Here is a 729-nt window from a genome sequence, read left to right as displayed (position 1 = left end):
GAGTTCGAACCGGATATGATCCGGCCATCACGAAAGTGATTGCTCTTTTACAATTGAATAGGGATGGAAGGAAGTTTTTTTCGAGAAGACAAGTTGACAAGAGCATCGGGTGGATGCCTTGGCGTCGGAAGGCGATGAAAGACGTGGTAAGCTGCGAAAAGCCTCGGGGAGAAGCTAAACATTCTATGATCCGGGGATTTCTGAATGGGGAAACCCGGCGGAGGTCATGCTCCGTCGCGGGCACTTGAATACATAAAGTGTCCAGCGCCAACTCAGGGAAGTGAAACATCTCAGTACCTGAAGGAAAAGAAATCAAACGAGACTCCCAAAGTAGCGGCGAGCGAAATGGGATGAGCCCAAACCGGCTGGATTCGTTCAGCCGGGGTTGTAGGGCCGGCATATGTGATTCATGAGTAGGCAGGGGAAATGAGCTGGAAAGCTCTGCCAGAGCGGGTGACAGCCCCGTACCTGAAACCGAAAGCGACACAGCCGGTACCTGAGTACCGCGAGACACGTGGAACCTCGTGGGAATCCGGGAGGACCATCTTCCAAGGCTAAGTACTAACCGACGACCGATAGTGTACCAGTACCGTGAGGGAAAGGTGAAAAGAACCTCTGTTAGAGGAGTGAAATAGAATCTGAAACCTGGTGCTTACAAGCTGTGAGAGCGGACTTGTTCCGTGATCACGTGCCTTTTGCATAATGAGTCAGCGAGTTAATCTGTACTGC

General features: G+C 51.4%; 1 rRNA gene. It reads left to right on the top strand.

The window, feature by feature from the left end:
- Positions 1-86 precede the first annotated feature (86 nt).
- Positions 87-729: ribosomal RNA gene (locus ACQRAG_RS11760) — 23S ribosomal RNA — on the top strand; the annotation flags it as partial.

The organism is Desulfovibrio sp. SGI.230, assembly GCF_050313065.1.
Classification (GTDB): Bacteria; Desulfobacterota; Desulfovibrionia; order Desulfovibrionales; family Desulfovibrionaceae; genus Desulfovibrio.
This window is presented reverse-complemented; position numbering and strand designations above follow the sequence as displayed.